At 46.6% G+C, this 17,929-nt stretch carries 12 protein-coding genes; 10 read left to right on the top strand and 2 right to left on the bottom strand.

Annotated features, from left to right (window positions below; genetic code table 11):
* Positions 1-24: 24 nt before the first annotated feature.
* From VM802_RS09780 to VM802_RS09790, 3 genes are read left to right on the top strand one after another with little or no spacing between them, the layout of a single operon-like run.
* On the top strand, positions 25-1,926 hold the full coding sequence (locus VM802_RS09780) for a RagB/SusD family nutrient uptake outer membrane protein (RefSeq protein WP_325529812.1): 1,902 nt from the start codon (positions 25-27) through the stop codon (positions 1,924-1,926).
* A 24-nt stretch (positions 1,927-1,950) separates the two neighbouring features.
* A complete protein-coding gene (locus VM802_RS09785; RefSeq protein WP_325529814.1) occupies positions 1,951-3,126 on the top strand; it encodes a DUF5000 domain-containing lipoprotein in 1,176 nt (391 codons plus the stop codon).
* A 17-nt stretch (positions 3,127-3,143) separates the two neighbouring features.
* Positions 3,144-4,250 (top strand): DUF4998 domain-containing protein, encoded by a 1,107-nt coding sequence (locus VM802_RS09790; RefSeq protein WP_325529816.1) that lies wholly within the window; start codon positions 3,144-3,146, stop codon positions 4,248-4,250.
* A gap of 187 nt (positions 4,251-4,437) precedes the next feature.
* On the opposite strand, the gene VM802_RS09795 is transcribed toward VM802_RS09790, so the two are convergent.
* Positions 4,438-5,919: an alpha-L-fucosidase gene (locus VM802_RS09795; protein ID WP_325529818.1), complete on the bottom strand. Its 1,482-nt coding sequence runs from the start codon at positions 5,917-5,919 to the stop codon at positions 4,438-4,440.
* A gap of 326 nt (positions 5,920-6,245) precedes the next feature.
* Between VM802_RS09795 and VM802_RS09800 the strand changes: the two genes are divergently transcribed.
* From VM802_RS09800 to VM802_RS09815, 4 genes are all read left to right on the top strand, one after another.
* Entirely contained in the window at positions 6,246-6,794 is a 549-nt protein-coding gene (locus tag VM802_RS09800; RefSeq protein WP_325529820.1) for an RNA polymerase sigma-70 factor, read from the top strand.
* Positions 6,795-6,874: 80 nt separating this feature from the next.
* A complete protein-coding gene (locus VM802_RS09805; RefSeq protein WP_325529823.1) occupies positions 6,875-7,918 on the top strand; it encodes a FecR family protein in 1,044 nt (347 codons plus the stop codon).
* An 81-nt stretch (positions 7,919-7,999) separates the two neighbouring features.
* Positions 8,000-11,170 (top strand): SusC/RagA family TonB-linked outer membrane protein, encoded by a 3,171-nt coding sequence (locus VM802_RS09810; RefSeq protein WP_325529825.1) that lies wholly within the window; start codon positions 8,000-8,002, stop codon positions 11,168-11,170.
* Between the two features lie 20 nt (positions 11,171-11,190).
* Positions 11,191-13,092 carry a RagB/SusD family nutrient uptake outer membrane protein gene (locus tag VM802_RS09815; RefSeq protein WP_325529828.1) on the top strand — a complete coding sequence of 634 codons (1,902 nt, stop codon included), beginning with the start codon at positions 11,191-11,193 and terminating at the stop codon, positions 13,090-13,092.
* A gap of 95 nt (positions 13,093-13,187) precedes the next feature.
* On the opposite strand, the gene VM802_RS09820 is transcribed toward VM802_RS09815, so the two are convergent.
* Positions 13,188-15,674, bottom strand: a complete 2,487-nt coding sequence (locus VM802_RS09820; RefSeq protein ID WP_325529830.1) for an Ig-like domain-containing protein — start codon at positions 15,672-15,674, stop codon at positions 13,188-13,190.
* Positions 15,675-15,949: 275 nt separating this feature from the next.
* Here VM802_RS09820 and VM802_RS09825 point away from each other — a divergent pair, with 275 nt between their 5' ends.
* From VM802_RS09825 to VM802_RS09835, 3 genes are all read left to right on the top strand, one after another.
* Positions 15,950-16,174, top strand: coding sequence for a hypothetical protein (locus VM802_RS09825; protein WP_325529832.1), 225 nt, complete (start codon positions 15,950-15,952; stop codon positions 16,172-16,174).
* Between the two features lie 156 nt (positions 16,175-16,330).
* Positions 16,331-17,182: an AraC family transcriptional regulator gene (locus tag VM802_RS09830; RefSeq protein ID WP_325529834.1), complete on the top strand. Its 852-nt coding sequence runs from the start codon at positions 16,331-16,333 to the stop codon at positions 17,180-17,182.
* Between the two features lie 136 nt (positions 17,183-17,318).
* On the top strand, positions 17,319-17,929 hold a 611-nt coding region (locus tag VM802_RS09835; RefSeq protein ID WP_325529836.1), incomplete at its 3' end, for a hypothetical protein.

Here is a 17,929-nt window from a genome sequence, read left to right on the forward strand (position 1 = left end):
TTTTTATCTTTTTAATGTGACATCATGAAAAAAATATTCATTTTAATATCTGCGTTCGTATTGCCGGCAGTGTTCAGCAGCTGTAAAAAGTACCTGGACATAGTGCCGGATAACGTGGCTACTATTGACTATGCATTCCGGTTGCGATCGACGGCTGAACGTTTTCTTTTCACCTGTTATTCCTATATGCCTGCGCTGGGCGACTTTGATGGTAATCCTGCCAATGCTGCGGGTGATGAATACTGGTTACCGGTTTCTACTGGTTCCAACGCCTGGCAGATTGCGCGTGGCAACCAGAATGTGGTGAACTGTTATATGAATTACTGGATGGGTACCGCTGGCGGTAAAGACCTGTTTGAGGGTATCCGTCAGTGTAATATTTTCCTGGATAATATAGACCGGGTGCCGGATATGCAACCTGCGGAAAAGCAGCGCTGGGCGGCGGAAGCGAAGTTTCTCAAAGCCTATTATCATTTCTGGCTGTTCCAGATGTATGGACCTATTCCGCTGATCAAAGAGAATGTACCGGTAGGCGCAGGCCCTGCGCAGGTGTATCCTCCGCGGGAGCCGGTAGATTCCTGTGTAAACTACATTGTACAGCAGCTGGATGAAGCAGCGGCGCAATTGCCGGATAAAATAGAGAACGAAGTATCTGAGCTGGGGCGTATTACCAGAGCTATTGCGGTATCTGTAAAAGCACAGGTGCTGGTGTTGGCTGCCAGTCCGCTGTTTAATGGTAATCCGGACTATACGGGGTTTAAAGGACCGGATGGGCGGTTGTTGTTTCCGGGCGCTGTGAGTCCGGAGAAGTGGGTACGTGCGGCGGCTGCGTGTAAGGATGCTATTACGCTTTGTGAATCGCAGGGATACCGGTTATATACTTTCAATCCACCCTTCTTCCCTTATAAGATATCTGATACTACCCGCACGGAGCTCAGTATCCGCAATGCGGTATGCGAGAAATGGAATCCTGAGATCATCTGGGGACATACCAACAGTATGGCTTCCACGATACAGTCCAGGGCTACCCCGCGGGGACTTGATCCTGCCAAAACAGCGAACAGCGGCGTTGCGGGTAACATTGCGCCTACCCTTAAGATAGCTGAGATGTTTTATAGTAACCACGGTGTTCCTATTACAGAGGATAAGACCTGGGATTACAACGGCCGTTTTAAGCTGCGTACAGGCACGCATGCCTACCGGTATGACATTCAGGAAGGTTACCAGACAGCAGCGCTTCATTTCGACCGGGAACCCCGTTTTTATGCAGATCTGGGATTTGATGGAGGCATCTGGTACGGACAGGGTTTATTTAACGATAATGCCAACCTGTTTTTTGTTTCCTGTAAAAAGGGGCAGCCAGCGAGCGCACAAAACCAGTCGTCTTATTCTGTTACCGGTTACTGGCCGAAGAAGCTGGTGAACTTTAACAACGTGATTGGCGATGGCAATGCCTATACCACACAAAATTATCCCTGGCCTATTATCCGGCTGGCTAACCTGTACCTGCTGTATGCAGAGGCGGCGAACGAAGTGAATGGTCCGGATGGAGATGTATACCGGTATGTGAACCTGGTACGCGCGCGGGCCGGTATACCTGCGGTAGAAAGTGCGTGGACGAACTATTCGCGTAACCCTGCGAAGTTTTCCAACAGAGATGGCATGCGGGAGATCATCCAACGGGAGCGCCTGATTGAACTTGCCTTTGAGGGCCAGCGGTACTGGGACCTGCGCAGATGGAAGAAAGCGGTGAGTGAGATGAATAAGCCTATCACTGGCTGGGACCTGGCCCAGGAAGATGCAGCGGCCTATTACCGGGAAAAAGTGATTTACAACCAGATCTTTACGCCCAGGGATTATTTATGGCCCATTGCTGAATCAGAATTGCTGAGTAATAAAAAGATCAACCAGAATCCGGGCTGGTAAGCTGTTTCCAAAAATGTATCCTACATGAAAAAATATATTATTTACGCGGGGCTTATCAGCCTTTGCTATTGCAAACAAGACATCACGGGGCCTATCAATAAAGATCATGCGCCGGAGCCGGTAACCAATGTAAAAGCAACAGGTATCGCAGGCGGCGCCCTGATCAGCTATAGCCGGCCTAAAGGCGGAGACCTGCTGTATGTAAAAGCAGTGTATTCCATCCGGCCGGGTGTGGAGCGGGAGGTAAAGGCTTCCTACTACCAGAACAATCTTACCATCGACGGATTTCCGGATACGCTGGACTACCCGGTGAAGTTGTATGCTGTGAGCCGGGGTGAAAACAGTTCCGCCCCGGTAACCATCTCCGTAAAACCTTTAACGCCACCGGTGAAAGCGGTATTCAGCCAGCTTAAAATGTCGCCAACATTTGGCGGTGTGCGGATCAGTTTTGTGAATGATGCAGAAGCGGATGTGGTGATATCTGTACTGGCCAATGATTCCACCAATGAGCTGGTGCCGGCTGAAACATTTTACACCAAAAGAAAAGAGGGCTCCTTTGCCGCCAGGGGATTTAACGTCAACAAAAGGAAGTTCGGCGTTTATGTGAGAGACCGGTGGAATAATCGTTCTGACACCTTATTTGCGGAGCTGACGCCGTTTTTTGAGAAGAAGCTGGAGAAGTCGAAGTTTAAGGAGCTGGACCTGCCTACTGATACTTATTCGGGACATATCGGCAGTAAAATTCCTAACCTGTGGGATGATAAACTGGGTAGCGGAGGCGGTGTTATTTTCCATACCAAACCGGGCAGCGGGCTACCGCAATGGTTTACCATAGACCTGGGTGTAACCGCTACGCTGAGCCGCCTGAAGCTGCATCACCGGGATGGCACTACGGCCGGGCCTTATACCGGTGGAGACCCAAAGGTGTATGAAATATGGGGTAGTGACAATCCTGGTATTGACGGCAGCTGGAATAACTGGAAGTTGCTGGGCCGCTTTCAATCGGTAAAGCCATCGGGTGCACCGGAAGGTACTGTGACGACAGAAGATAAACAGTTTGCTACCGTAGACGGAGAAGATTTTGATTTTCCGGCGGATATTCCCCCGGTCAGGTACCTGCGTTTTAAGACCATCAAAGTATGGGGGTTGCTGGATCACTTATACATAGCGGAGCTCACTTTCTGGGGTAACGTGCAGTAATCATAAAATTATCAATCATGAAAAGACATCTTTCCTATATCGTGCTGCTGCTGGTGCTGCTATCGGCTTGCAGTAAAATGGACGACAGCTACAAACAATTTATTGCGAACGGAGAAATTCCATATGCCGGCGCAGTTGATTCCGTAAAAGTGTTTCCGGGGAAGAACCGGTTGCAGCTTTCCTGGCTGCTTACAGATCCACAGGTGACCAGGGCTAAAATATACTGGAACAATAAAAGCGATTCATTGGAAGTAACGACCAAAAGGATGTATGAAGTGGATACTGTAAACGTAATTCTGTCGCCCCTGGCGGAAGGTCCCTATACATTCGATATTTACACCTTTGACGACAAGGGGAACAAATCGATCCGGGTGAGTACTACGGGGCAGGTATATGGCGACCGATATATCAGCTCCCTTTTGCCACGGCCTGTTAAGAGCGCTATTTATGCCAATGGTAAAGTTTCCATTACCTGGGGAAGTGCTGATACCCGTGTTACCGCCACACAAATCAGGTACACCAATACCGGTGGCAGTGAGCAGCGTGTAACCGTTCCCGTTGATTCTGTTACTACTACCCTTTCGAATTTTGCATTTAGTCCGACGGCGGCTTTTGACTACACTACTGAGTATAAGCCGGATACGAGCGCTATTGATCTTTTTTATTCCGCGTACGAAACTGTAGCGGTAAAAGGCCCGCCGAAGGAATACGTCAAAAGCGGGTGGACGGCTACTGCTACTGACTTTGACGAGCCGTCAGGGCGCGGGCCGGCCTTCTCCATTGATGATAACCCCACTACCGCCTGGCTGATGTCAAAGATTTCCGGCGTTACCTATCCTCATACAATCACGGTGGACATGGGCGCTATGAACCTTGTTTACGGGATTACGTTTATACAACGTACTCCGCTGGATGGTCCTTTGAAGCTGGTGGAAATAGAAATGAGCAACGATAAAACAACGTGGGAGCCGCTGGGCGCCTATACATTGGCGGCCGTAGCAGACAAGCAGTACATAGATCTGAGCAATGCCGTATCATTCCGGTATTTCCGGGTAATTGCGAGATCTGATTATAAAAACGGGGGTACCAGTGCGTTGGCAGAAGTCGGGGTTTATAAGCGGTAAGCGAAGGTTTCTCGCAAAGAAGCAAAGGAGCAGAGAGCGCAAAGGATATTTTTAAGTTGGCAAAGAATGCTTTGATAGTCCGTAAATATTGTCGGAAACTATTAAACAGTCTTAATTTAACTTAAAAATATCCTTTGCGCTCTCTGCTCCTTTGCTTCTTTGCGAGAAAATTATAGCTGTATCTGTTTTATTTTAAGCTGATTACCTGGAAATTATTAATCAAGGGACAAGCGTGGGCGTTATGGATCTTCAATCTCACGGCATCCGCATCGGGGAAGCTAACATTTTTGGCTGATGCCATCCCGGCGAGGATGATTCTCTGATAGCCTATCTTTTTCCCGGAGAAGACTTCCGTCCATTTCCCGTTTGCATGACATTCGATGGTATAGCCGTCTATGCGTTGACCCAGGGGGATGTACTCCTGCAGGATAAATCCGTCGATTTTACAGGAGGCGCCAAGATCCAGTTCTATTGTTGCATCCGTTACGTTATCATCTGTAGCGAAATAGGTATCGTAGTTTCCATCGTTTACGTTGCCGGCGTCGAATTTGGGGTTATTCCCTCTGTGTCCTGTGTCTCTGGCCTTTGCGTGTAGTGCGGGGTTTCGCTGATGTAAGGAATCCACCCATTTTTTAAACGATGACAACATCTTAATGGTATTGTCGTCGATCAGTCCATCACTGTTGGGGGCCACATTCATCAGCGGGGTTACACCGTATCCTACGGTTGACAGGTAATATTCTTTTGTTTGTTCCAGGCTTACACATGGTTTGCCGATGTGGAACCAGTTTCCCTGGAGGATAAGAGACGGTTCGTTGGGGTACCAACGCCGTTGTCCATCTATTACCTGGACATAATCCTGATCGGGGCTAATGCCGCCGTGGCCACCCGGCCAGGCGATGGCACGATCCGGGATTGTACTTACCATCGTATGGGAATCATATACGACAGCCTCCGGTTGTTTTTTGGCTATCAGGCGTGCCATAGCGGGGTAATCGAGCTTCAGGTTGTCGGCATTGAATCCATCAAACCAGTAGTGATCGATCTTGCCGTAGTTTGAACTGAGTTCTTTGAGCTGCCGGTAGTAGTAGGCGCCGTAAGAAGTATCTTCTTTTGATCCGAAGCGCTCAAAATGTTTATCTATAATAGACACATAAAGACCGAAATTCATTCCGTTTCTGCGGCAGGCATCCGACAATTCTTTTACCACGTCGCCCTTACCATTTTTCCATCCGGAGAAGCCAACGCTATGGCGGGAGGTTTGCGTCTGCCAGTTACAGAAGCCATCATGATGTTTTGCGGTTAGTACAATTCCGTTGAATCCACCGGCCCTGGCGGCTTTCACCCATTGGCTCGCGTTGAAGCGGGAAGGATTAAACCGCTGTGGGTCTTCCCCACCATTGCCCATGTGGTTATCACTTGGATAGAATGTTTTCATTCCAAAGTGGATGAACATTTCATATTCAGCCTTATGCCATCTTAATTGTGCGGGGCCAGGTACCGGAAGATATGGAGCAGGAGCAGTAACCGGATCTTTTTTGTGTTGTGCTGACAACTGAGATACGAACAACGATCCGGCGACAACACAGCAAAGCATTCTTTTCACATTATTGCGTATCAGCGTTCTGTTAGTTTGTAAACTTTTTTTACCCGGAATGGGAATGTACATACATTAATTTTTAAAGTAGAAAAATCATAGACGTGTTATCATTGGTTGATACGTGCTTAACCGTGGAAATGCGCATGTTGCGCCCGGCAATATATTCCACACGAACCGGTAAAATTATATCCAATACCGGCAGCATACCGCCATCATTTTGACAACTATTGATGTTTTTTTTGCTCCCGGTTTATGTTGTGTATTCATCCGGTGGCGCCTGCGTAACCACTTTCTTATTTTTTGAGGATGCTTTCGATATAACGAAATGAAAAATGTTTCCACTTCGTATATTTTTTCTATTTTGGTCGGGAAATGGCGATTCGCATATTTAAATCATGTCCACGTTCAATATGATCCGTGCGTTAAAAGAGGGGAATACTTCCGTTTTCAAAGAATTATTTAACGAGTATCATCGGAAAGTATATTTATATGTCCTTTCCAGAACGGGTTCCTCCTATATTGCAGAAGAGACTACGCAGATCACTTTCATTAAATTATGGGACTACCGGCAGCAGCTAAACGAGTCTGAGGAGGTGGGTAAGCTGATATTCCATATAGCCAGGGCTACCTGTATTGACTTGCTAAGGAAGGATGCTGTGAGGGACAGGGTACGGAAGCTGGAAAGTCCGGCAGAAAACGATGTGTGGCATCTCTCCGATACTGTAGAGGTAAAAGAGCTGCAGCAACGGATCCACCATATGGTGGATAACATGCCTCCTGTCAGGAGAAGGGTGTTTGAGCTTAGCCGTTATGAATTTAAATCTTATAAGGAGATTGCGGAACTGCTTTCCTTGTCTGTTAAAACTGTAGAAAATCATATAGCACTTGCTATCAAGCATCTAAGAAAATCTTTGATCCTGTTAATCCTGTTAGTGCTGCACTAAAAAAAATTTATCTTCTCATTGGGGGATACGCTTCTTTCAAACGATATTATTGCAAGAGTCCTCACTATTCAAACTGAAAAATGATATCAAGGGAATTAATTGTCAAATATTTCAGGAACGAATGCAGTGACCATGAAAAAAAAGCAGTGCTGGAATATTTTCGTGATAATCCCGAGGAATGGAGCAGCTATATGACAGAGGAGGACTGGGATAATTTTGTCGTGAGCCAGGAAGTGGACCCGGACCTTTCCAGGAGGATGTTTCATACTGTAAGCAACCGTTCTTTCAGGAAAGGCCGGAGACGCATCTGGTTGGCAGCTGCTATATCAGCCGGACTGGTTGCAGGAGTGCTGTGGCTTTACAAGCCTGCTGCAAAGCGGCCAATCGCAGCGCGTGAGACATCTTCCGGGGATATGGTGCGGATGACGGAGAAAAAGAATTTTTCCCATGCAGAGATGCGTATCATGCTGGCTGATGGTTCAGAAGTTCTATTATCGCCTGGCAGCAGCATACGGTTTAATGAATCGTTCCTTTCTGATAAAAGCAGGGCTATATACCTGTCGGGGAAGGCATTGTTTAAAGTAGCCGGAGACAAGGGCAAGCCTTTCATTGTGTATTCAGACAAGCTGGCCACCACTGTGCTGGGCACTTCCTTTACCGTGCAATCGTTTATGGACAACGATGTGATAAAGGTGAAGCTGCATGCAGGTAAGGTGCAGGTATCAGCTGTGGATTCCATTCATACAGCATGGAAGGGCAGGGTAGTTTTGCTGCCGGGTGAGGAGCTGACGTATAGTAAGACCTCGATGCAGGCAAGTATCCAACACAATATACCGGGAATGCATCTGGTAAAAGCCGGTCCCGCGGATGTTAAGAGCAGTACTGTTCACAGGCCCGACTGGTATACTTTTGATGCGTCTCTGCTTTCAGAAGTGCTTGATCAGCTGAGTAGTTATTACCAGGTGGATATTTATTATTATCCTGCTGACCTGCGGAATAAATATTTCTCAGGAAGGCTGCATAAAACAGATTCATTAGAAACGATATTACACGATATAGCATTACTCAACCGCCTAACTGTCGAGAAAAAGGAAGACAGCTATATCATCAGAAAGAAAGATTGACCAAAATACAAACATCCGTTTTGCGCGACGTTGACAGATCAACGCGGCTTTTTATTGCCTAACTAAAGACATCATTTCTACATGAAAAAATGGATTTCCACCTACGCCATATTGGGCGTAGCGATGATGCTTTGCCTTTTACCTATGCTCCTTCATGCCCAACAACGAGCAGATGTGACGGGCATCGTAAAAAATGAAACGACGGGAGAACCACTATGGGGGGTCAGCGTTACCGTTAAGAATGCCGCCAATAATTTTTCGGCTGCTGTACAAACAGACAATCATGGTGTCTTTACTTTCAATCGATTGCTTTCAGGATCAGGGTATTCTTTTACCTTTTCCTATGTAGGGTTTGAGAACCAGACGCTGAACGGTTATACCCTGAAACCTGGCGCTGATTTCTCCTTACTGGTATCGCTGAAGAGCCGGGACCAGCGGATCAATGAAGTGGTAGTGGTAGGCTATGGTTCTATGCGGAAGAAAGACCTGACGGGCGCTATCAGCCAGTTGAAGACGGTAAAGCTGGAGAAAGAGAGTCCGCGCTCGGTGCAGGACCTGCTTCGAAGTGGTGTACCGGGATTGAATATCACGCAGAATACATCCGCAAAAGGTGGCGGAGATATGCAGATACGTGGGCAGCGGTCTTTAAATGCCGGTAATGATCCGCTTATTGTGCTGGATGGGGTTATATTCTTCGGAGAGTTGTCAGAGATCAATCCACAGGATATAGAACATTTTGACGTATTGAAAGACGCATCTGCGGCTGCCATTTATGGGGCCAAATCTGCCAATGGCGTTGTCATCATCACTACAAAGAAAGGCACCACTGACAAACCGGTTATCAGGTTTAGTGCTAATACCGGTATAGGTACAATGGGCAGCAAACGCCGGGTGTATGACGCATCCGGTTATCTGAATTACCGTACCGACATGTTCAACAGTACTACCAGGTGGGCTACCCCTGCGAAGTACGTGCAACCTACAAAAGAGAATCTCTCAAAATACGGCATTACGATGGCTGACTGGCTTGCCTATGATGCACAAACAGGTGATCCGGATGATATATGGCTGCGACGTATAGGCCTGTTTGATAAGGAGCGGCAGAACTATGCCAAAGGCAAAACCTATGACTGGTTTGATCACTCTTTTCAGCATGGTTTACAGCAGGATTATGATGTAAGTTTTTCTGGAAGGAATAAGAATGTTTTTAATTATTACCTATCCATGGGATACCTGAACAACGAGGGTATCATTGCAGGTGATAAATACCGTGCCTACAGGGCTAATATCAAGCTGGACGGGAAAGTCAACAAGTGGATGCATACCGGTGTGAACATCAACTTCCAGGACCGCTCGGATGGTAACTTTGCGGTGGACTGGTCAGGACAGATTATCAACAACACTCCTTTTGCCCTTCCTTATGATGAGAGCGGGAAACTGGACCCCTACCCCATGGGCTCCAGTATAAGTCCGGGAGTGAATTCAGCATTCAGTAATCAGTACAAGAAGCTGGAAAAGGGATATACTGTTTTAAATACTACTATTTATCAGACTATCAAGCTGCCCTTTAATATCAGTTATCAGCTGAACTTTTCCCCGCGGATGCAATGGTTCTACAACAGGTACCAGGAGTCATCACAGAATCCCTTATGGTCTGATAACGGAAAGGCCATCCGGGAAAGCACCAAGAATTTTGATTGGCAGATAGACAATGTTATTTCATGGGATTACACTTTTGCACAAAAACACAATGTGAAGGTGACGCTGTTACAGAATGCAGAAGAGCATAAGTCATGGAATGAAAGTATTACCGGCAGGGATTTTTCTCCTACTGATGCACTTGGCTTTCATAATATGGGCGCAGCCAATCCCTTAAAGACGACGATCAGCAGCAATGACCAGCATAGTACGGGAGATGCGCTGATGGCGCGTGTATTTTATTCTTACAACAACAAGTATATGCTAACGGCTTCGCTGCGCAGGGATGGATATTCTGCCTTTGGCTTGTCTCATCCCAGGGCTACCTTCCCTTCGCTGGCCTTTGCCTGGAACTTTGCAGACGAACGCTTCTTCCACTGGAAGCCGATGAGCACGGGCAAGTTGCGTTTGTCCTGGGGTATGAATGGCAACCGTTCCATTGGCATATACCAGGCATTGTCCAACCTGACTACCGGCGCCGGGCGTTACCCCTATGTACAGACCAATGGTACGGTATACGAACTGTCGCAGCTGTATGTAGACCGGATGGCTAACTATGGTTTGAAATGGGAATCCACTTCTTCCTGGAACATAGGGTTAGACTTTGGCTTCCTCAACAACAGGATCACCGGTAATATAGAGGTTTATCACATGCCTACTACAGACCTGCTGATGAACCAATCGCTGCCCGATTTTACCGGTTTCAGCACCGTCACCACCAACCTGGGCGAAGTGGTGAACAGGGGTTTCGAGTTGGGCCTGACTTCGCTGAACATGCAGCGGAAGAACGTTGAATGGTCTACGACATTGGGGTTTGTATTCAACAGAAACCAGATCAGGCATCTTTACTATACTTATGAGGATGTGCTGGATGCAGATGGCAAGGTGACAGGTTCCAGAGAGATCAGCGATATATCGAATCAATGGTTCATTGGTCATGATATTAACTCCATATGGACTTACAATGTGTTGGGCATATGGCAGGAAAGCGAAAGGGCCCAGGCGGCCCGGTATGGGGAAATACCGGGAGATGTGAAAGTAGAAGATGTAAACAACGACGGAAAGTATACCAATGATGATAAAAAATTCATGGGTTATACGACACCGCGCTTCCGTTGGAATCTGCGCAATGATTTCACCTTGTTCAGGAACATTGAGTTCTCTTTCAATATGTATTCGAACTGGGGGCAAAAACAAACTTCTTCGGATTATCTCAACAATTTCGGTTCAGGAACAGACAGAAGTAATTCTTATGTCAGGCACTACTGGACACCGGAAAATCCGTCCAATAAATATGCGAGGCTGAACTCTACCAATGTGCAGAATATAACGCCTTCGCGCGTCATTGACAGGACCTTTATCCGCCTGGATAATGTCTCTGTTTCTTATTCGCTGCCTGCCCATATTGCGAAGAGGCTGGACATGAGTGAGTTCAAAATACATGCAGGCGTACGAAATGTGGCGGTGTGGGCAAAGGATTGGGAGTATTGGGACCCGGAAACCACTTCTTTGATGCCCAGGTATTACACAATTGGTATGAATGCTACTTTTTAAAAGATTAAATCGTGTGTATAATGAAGATCACATTACATAGAGCCATACGCATTTTGTTGTTGGGAGTTGCTTTGCAATTACCGTTAAGTTGTTCTAAAGACTGGCTGAAGCCAGATCCGTTGTCTTTCTATGAGCCAGCCATTACCCTTACTTCCAAAGAGGGGCTGCAGGCAGCGATTACCAGTTGTAACCGGAACCTTACCTATGTATGGACCGGTGAAGGGGCTCCTCTGTTAACAGACCTTCTTTTTTCAGAGGCAGCGGTTAATGGTACTACTGATAAATCAGGACCGGCACAGGACCTGAATGCGATGATTACCCCTATCTCTGATAACAATGCTGTCAATACCAACCGGATCAATTTCTTCTGGTATGAAGGATATAAAGGCATTAAATATGCCAATACCATCGTGTCCAATATTGACAGGGTACCGGGACTAGATCCTGCGTTGCGGAATCAGATGATGGGCATGGCGTATTTTCACCGGTCGTTCCGCTACCTGTGGCTGATATTTGACTTCGGTGATGTGCCGTTGCTGACGAAAGAAATCACTGCACCCAAGTTCAATTTCCGTTCCACCAAAAGAGAGGTGATCTTACAACAACTGATCAGTGATATGGAGTTTGCCGTGAAGTATGTGCCGGCTAACAGCGATTTCGGGATGGTGAACAAAGGCGCCTGCCAGCAGCTGCTGATCAAATGTTACCTGGCTGCCGGACAGTTTGACAATGCGATCGCAGTAGCCAACACGCTGATTAACAGTTCCGGCTATTCTCTGATGACGGCGCCTTTCGGTACGTTTGTCAATCCCATGCCGGCCATTCATAACATTACGCGGAATGTGATATGGGACCTGCATCGCGGCCCTAATAAATCCATTGCGGCCAATAAGGAAAGCATTTTTAATGTCATTAACCGGGAAGATTTTGCGAACAGCCGGCAGGATATGCTTACCATGAGGAATACCACCCCTTTTATTTCCGGTTCCGGCAACCAGCTGATCAGCACTCCTTCCGGCAAACCCGGTCTGAGTACCAGTTATACGCTGACACGTGACCTGATAGACCTGCGTAAAACTTATGGCAGGGGTGTTGCCATCAGCAGGCCTACCTGGTACAGTACCAATACTATCTGGAATGATCCGGAAGATCTGCGTCACAGTGTGAGCACCGGGAACTGGGTGCGTATGGAAGACCTGGTGTACAACAATCCGGCGCTGCTGACTGACAAAGACCCGTATTACGGAAAGCCACTGCAAAAGTATAATAGTGCCGGGAAGCTATTGGTGACGGATACTATCAGGACCTGGTTTGAATGGCCCCACTACAAACTATGGGTTGAGACACCCAGGAGTGAAACAGTAGACAGTTATGGCGGAGGCGCCAGCGACTGGTATATTTACAGGCTGGCAGAAACTTACCTGCTACGGGCAGAAGCCTATTTCTGGAAAGGCGAGCTGGCACAGGCTGCAGAAGATGTGAATACGATCCGCCGCCGTGCACATTGTACAAAGATGTATACCGCCGGTGAGATGACGATGGGAACGATCATGGATGAAAGGGCCAGAGAGCTTTTTTATGAAGAGCTGCGCCATATGGAGCTTAGCCGTGTATCTTACATCTTTGCACTCACGCATAAAGCGGATGAATTTGGCAAGGCATATACTGTAGAGAATCTTTCCAAGAGCAGCTACTGGTATGAGCGTGTGAGCAGGTATAACAACTTTTACAACAAAGGTGTAAAGACGGTATATGGCACTGTATTCACAGCGAGCCCTTATCACCTGCTATGGCCGGTACCTCAGTCGGACATAGATGCCAACAGGGAAGGAAGACTTAACCAAAACTTTGGTTATTCAGGATATGAAATGAACAAGCCGCCGATAGATAATCTTAAAGATGCGATTGCTGCGCAGGAGTAGGTGTGAATTTTCCCGCAGAGGCGCAAAGAATTTTAATAAGCGAAGACCGGAGCGGGTTTTTAAGCTCGCTCCGGTCTTCGCTTGTTTTTTGCGCATTACCGGTTAATAACTACTTTGCCGGTGAATATAATATGCTTTGGTGTAATGACGCGTAAGATGTAGGTTCCGGCTGGCAGTGCAGGCGGCAGGCTGAAGCGGTTAGCTTTCAGGATGTCCCGGAATACTTCTTTTCCTTTCAGGTCTGTAGCAGTAATTACACTACCATTAACATCCACTGTATTCTTCAATCGGATTTCGCCATTACTGGGATTCGGGTAAAAGTCCAACTGACGCCTGATCATCTGTGGCCCTGGTATTTTAGGCGCCGGAAGTGGATTTTCCTGTTTTGTTAAGGCAGACATAGTTGGTGGGAATGCATAAGAACTATATAGCTGCTGTATTTCAGCCGGGCTTAATGCTCTATGATATATGTACACCTCATCCATCTTGCCCTTGAACCATCCCCTTCTATGAGCTGCCACTTCCTCATAATAACCAAGGTAGTAATCGGAAGCGTTTCCATTTACTATGTTTCCGGTATGAGTACGTGAAACTACTTGTACGCCATTAATAAATACTTTATAACTGCTGCCATCATAAGTGAAAGCAATATGGTACCATCGGTTTAGTTCCTGTATTACACGCTCCCGAAAATTGACCCGACCGTTAGTGGTCCAAAAAACTATCTGAAGGGAACCAAAGGAATCACCTATTACCCAACCGCTTTTTCCAGCATTAATCGCATTACCATTTGCAATCAATGGACTTATGAAGCCAGAATTGAATTCTGAAAAGTTAATCCAGGCGGCAAACGTTATTTCGCTTGTCGGAGTAGTAGTTGCCGGCAATTGTATTCTGCTGCTGGTACCATTGAAAATGGCGGCTTGTTTACATATGGAATCATTGGCAAATGAAATATCGGATGGAATACCGTTGTTACCATTGGGTGTGGCATCATTGGTATTGCCATTCATGGGGTAATAAGCAATTGGTTTGAGTGGCGCCACACTGCACGGCGATAACAATAGTACCCATACTTGCGTACGTACCCTGCTTTCGCAACCGGCCGGGCTGCGATAAGCAGCATAGTAAGGAGTATTGGCTACAGGACTGACACGGAAGTCATTGCCGGTAAAAAGCAGTGTGCCTCCCTGAGGTGCGTTGTACCACAATATGGTAAACAGAGGAATACTTGTCACTGATAACGTGGCGGTATCGCCCTTATCGATAAAGATGCTATCATTGACTGCATGGGGGCTTCCAGGTACCGGGTTTACAGTCACAGTTACTGCTGTGCGGCTACTGGTACAACCATTGCTATCTGCCTGCGCATAATAGGTGGTAGTGGTTGCAGGGTTTACAGGGTAGGTGTTGCCTTTGTACAGCAGCGTACCTTCAACAGCTGCGTTGTACCATTTGATACCAGTACCGGTTGCGTTAAGTGTTACGGAGTCGCCGGTACAGATGGATGGTGAAGCAGGAATGACTGACGGAGCAGCTGGTCTGGCCTTTGCAGTCACGGTTACTGCTGTGCGGCTACTGGTACAACCATTGCTATCTGCCTGTGCATAATAGGTGGTAGTGGTTGCGGGGTTTACAGTGTAGGTGTTGCCGTTGAACAGCTGGGTTCCTTCAACAGCTGCATTGTACCATTTGATACCTGTACCGGTTGCGTTAAGTGCTACGGAGTCGCCGGTACAGATGGATGGCGCAGCAGGAATGACTGACGGAGCGGCTGGTCTGGCCTTTACGGTCACGGTTACCGCTGTGCGGCTACTGGTGCAACCATTGCTATCTGCCTGTGCATAATAGGTGGTAGTGGTGGTGGGAGTAATTTTAAGTATGTTCCCGGTTGCGACGGGCGTTCCGCCTGTAGCGCTGCTATACCAGTTTATCGCGTTTCCAATGGAAGCGGAAGCCGTCAGCTGGATGGTATCGCCACTACATATGTTTGGTGCGGCCGGCGCTATCGCCGGTGCGGCCGGGGCAAGAGACTGATGAAAAGCGTAATACAGCCGGAAACTTTCCAGGAGCCCAACAAGGCTACTGGTGAGCTTTACTTTTACACGATCAAAACGTGCAGCAGGTTTCAACATTACTTCTGCCCGGGTATTATTGTTGAGCAGCCGTAAAATTCCGGCCGTCAACACTTTTGTATCGTTGTTGGCAATGTTGCCGTAGTATGTTTCCACGGTTACATCGCCAAAAAGATTGACCGATAATATGGGATTGCTGCTGCCGATGCCAATGAGCAAGGAATCACATCCTGCTGTGCTGGTGTCCGGGAATATTAACGTCTCTTCTATGCTTACTCCGAGCAAGCCCAGGTTAATAACAAAACCGGCATAGTCATCCAGGTTGCTGTTGACGGCATTTTCAGGATTAGTTACACTGCAAAAGAGACATAAACCATTTACTTTGTTAGTCTGCCGGTTGGCGTATATTTTCTGCGCGTGTACTGATGTGGGGGTTATAAATATGCAGAGGGTTAACCATATACCAAGCATTAAAGCTTGTTTAAAAGTAAACAGGTAAGTTTTCATAATAGGTGGATTTAATAACAATGAACAAAAGATTGAAATATATCCTGTCAATTGAAATGAGGGATAAGGGCGTGCATTTTTGGAATTCCAGTCAGGTTTGTTCAAAAATAATAAAGACAGTATGAGAAGTCTTCGCAGTTCGTGTGAATACGATCCAACGCCGTGCGCACTGAACAAAGATGTATGCCGCCAGTGATATGACTATGGGAACCCGTAAGGAAGCCTGGCAGGCAACTACGACATTTGGGGTATTCAGTAAATAAAATTCAAGATTTATGTCTGCATCTTACGTTGAACACAGACCCCATGCATCAAGTGAGCATGTGCCTACCTCCCATTATGTGATCGTAGTTGACGGAAAAGAATCCGATCCTTTTCCTACTCAGCAGAAAGCTAAAGAAGCTGCCTGCGCAAGTAAACATCATCCGGTACATGTTGCGAGAGTACGTCATTTACAGGACAGGGCGCAGCCAGCACACTGGCGGGTAGACCCCTGCTAAATTTTATGTCAAAAGAAGAAACGCCGGAGAGATTATTTCCGGCGTTTCTTCTTTTTATCTCTTCCCGGGAAAAACCTCCACCTTGCCCCCACTTTTAATTTGTTTTGTATAGCTTTGAGCCAGTGCATTGAATTAAAAGAAAAAGCATCCACTACCATGATCAAGACTTATCACTTCCTTCCTTATAAACATGGGCGGGAACTATTGGTAGACATTGGCCGTATAGAAACTTTAGAGAACTTTGTACTGGATAGTACACGACATCAGCTTAGCTTTTACGAGGTTCTTTTTATAGAAAGGGGTAGCGGCATTTTTTCATTAGATGAAAATAAAATACCCATAGCCCCAGGGACTGTTATCTTCACCAGCCCGGGGCAAGTGCGACATTGGGCAATTGAAGAAGCAGTAAGTGGTTATACGCTATTCTTTGAAAAAGACTTCCTTTATCTGTTTTTCGCAGATGAACTGTTCTTGTACAGATTTCAATACTTTCATCAATATCTGCGACCAACAGCCATGCAGATGTCCGACATCGCATTTGGCCAATGCATCGAACTTGTATTTGCAATAGCGCAAGAATTTTCTCACCTCCAGAATGATAGCAACCATTTAATAAGAGCTATTCTATACCAACTACTCGTCGTTCTCAACCGTTTTTACGCCGCCATTTACAAGCTACAGAACGATACCCATATATGTCCGGATTTTTACAGGTTCCGATCTCTATTGGAAGCGCAGTATATGACCCGTCATAGTGTCGCAGCGTATACAAAAATGCTGAATATCAGTGCCGGTCATCTTAATAAGTTATGCAAACAATACAGTGGTCTTTCTGCGCAGCAAATGATTCACCATAAACTGATCTCAGCAATAAAGAGACAATTATTCTCTAACAAATCAGCGAAAGAAATTACCTACGAGTTCGGTTTTTCTGACCCCTCCAACTTTAACCGGTTCTTTAAAAAATTCACAGGTACTACCCCACAAAAATACCAGGGCCATGTGTAAATGACCATTTTTAGTCCAAAATGACCATTTTCGAAAATGGTCATTTTCTAATTTTACAAAAGGGGGAATAGTTATGCAGATCTTTGCTGACAAAACTATTTCAGGGACAACTATACTACCATTTAAAAGACTAAAGATGATCAGGAACATACTCATCCACCTATTGCTTATCATAACAACATTGACGGCGCGTGCGGAACAACTCTACATTAATCCTCAAACCGGCAACGATGTCAATCCCGGAACCAAGGCACTCCCATTAAAGACCATCCTGGAGGCGGCGAAGCGCGTAAATGCCAACAAAGAGCAGGGCTCCACCACTATCACACTCTCGGAAGGTATACACCTGTTAACTGAAACCGTTTTATTTACTAATGATAAGTATACCCTTGAAAACCGTCTCGTCATCCGTGCAGATGTTATGCCCGACGATGCGGGATGGACTCCGCAAAGGATGCCTATTGTGGTAACAGCAACCCCGCTTGTGCCAGGTGTAGGTGGAGAAGAAGCAAAAGGGATACAACCGGAGGTTAGTCATGTAACCATAGCAGGGTTGCGATTTACAGGTAGCCCGAATTATTCATATATAGATGATAAAAACTTACGCCGTTCCTATCCCATTTGGCGTGATGGCAAAGAGCTGGATGATCTGCTCGTAACGCAATGCCTGTTTGCCGGGGATGCCGATGTATTGCCCTTGCATGTAGGAGTGATAGCCAATGGCTATGGTATGGTTATCGATCACTG

The sequence above is a fragment of the Chitinophaga sp. genome (assembly GCF_035538455.1).
Lineage (GTDB): Bacteria > Bacteroidota > Bacteroidia > Chitinophagales > Chitinophagaceae > Chitinophaga.